The organism is Cryobacterium sp. MP_M3, from assembly GCF_015752155.1.
Lineage (GTDB): Bacteria > Actinomycetota > Actinomycetes > Actinomycetales > Microbacteriaceae > Cryobacterium.
Map to the genome: position 1 here is coordinate 1 of NZ_JADOVI010000053.1, position 1,560 is coordinate 1,560.

Consider the following 1,560-nt stretch of genomic DNA (forward strand, 5'->3'; position numbering starts at 1 on the left):
CGGAATTTGTCAAGGTGGATGAGGCCAGCGTGAGTTTAGGCGGCTAGTTTCGGTTCGCTTTCTTGTGCTTCGGTGGGCTTGTTGATCCAGGCCGCGTCGGGGGTGGCGAGGATCTTTGGGTCGGCGTCGGTATTGAACCGTTCGGGGTTTCGGGCGCGGGCTCCGGCCAGCGTCTTGGACCGCTCGAGGGCCTTGCCGGCGGCGAGGCCGTAGTGGACGTCGGCGGGCGTGTTCAGCCCGATACCGGTGTGCCGGTGGGTGTGGTTGTAACCCTCGACGAAGGCGTCCATGAACCGGCGAGCATCACCGAGGCTGCTGAAGTTCTCGGGGAACACCGGGGCGAACTTGAGCGTCTTGAACCACGCCTCCGAAAACGGATTGTCGTTACTCACCCGAGGTCGGGAGTGCGACCTGGTCACTTCCAGATCCGAGAGCAGCACGGCGACGGTCTTGCTCGTCATCGACGTGCCCCGGTCCGCGTGGACGACCTGCGGGGTGCCATGGATGCCGAAGGCCTCGGTCATCATCTCCGCGGCCAGGACCGCGGACTCCGCCGGATGGACCTTCGCACCGACGATGTAGCGGGAGAAGATATCGATCATCACGTAGCAGTCGTAGTACTTGCCCTTGATCGGGCCAGGCAGCTTGGTGATGTCCCACGTATAGACCTGGCCGGGGCCGGTGGCGACCAGTTCCGGGATCGCCCGGGCCGGGTGCCGGGCCAGCCGGCGGCGTTCTTTGACTTGCTGGTTCTCGGCCAGGACCCGGTAGATCGTGGAGATGGACGCCAAATACACGCCCTCGTCCAGCAGTTGCGCGTAGATCTGGATCGGCGGTAGATCCACGAACCGGGCCGAATTCACCACCGCCAGGATCCGGGCCCGCTCGAGGTCGCCGAGCTTGTTCGCCGGCACCAGCACCGACCGGGGCGTCGGGGTACGCGGCGCCCGGGTCGCGGTCGCCCGCGGCAACCCGACCAGCACGGCGGCCAGCCGGGTCGGGATCCCGCGGCGGGTCAGCTCGAGGTAGGTGGTCATCACGGTTTCGTCTGCGGTGTTTCGTCCCGCGAGCTCTTCGAAAGACTTTCGAGTAGCTCGTGCATTTTTGACATGATCTCCAACGCCACCCCGGTCGTTTCCAACCGCCGCTCGGTCAGGTCTAGCTGCCGGCGAAGCCTCGCGATCTCGACCTGCTCCGGCGTGAGCCGGCCGATCTTCTCCCCAGGCTTCTTACCCTGCAGCACGCCCGCATCTCGCAGCTTTCTCCACTCGGTGATCTGCGAGGAATAGATGCCCTGCTCCCGCAAATACGCGCCGCCCCCGTTCCGCGAGATCGCGTCCTCATACGCGGCCAGACGGTCGAGCTTCTGCTTCGGGGTGAACGACCGCCGCGCGGTCGGGCCACCCGCGCGCGGGCCGGGACTGCTGTTACTCATGGGACTATCGTCGCGCACGGCGATCAACGATGAGCTGGACATGGTGGGACTTCCTGATTCTCGCCCTACGTCAAACGGCGGAATTGCTCTGAGCTACTGGCCTCAACTCACCCTGACACGTAGGG

The 1,560-nt window shown here is 65.1% G+C and carries 1 protein-coding gene; it reads right to left on the reverse strand.

From position 1 onward, the window contains the following. Positions 1-35: 35 nt before the first annotated feature. Positions 36-1,435, reverse strand: a protein-coding gene (locus tag IWX89_RS18300) for an IS3 family transposase (RefSeq protein WP_196904962.1) whose coding sequence is annotated in 2 segments (ribosomal slippage) — positions 36-1,108 and positions 1,108-1,435 — 1,401 coding nt in all. Because the reading frame shifts where the segments join, the coding sequence is not laid out codon by codon here. Positions 1,436-1,560 lie beyond the last annotated feature (125 nt).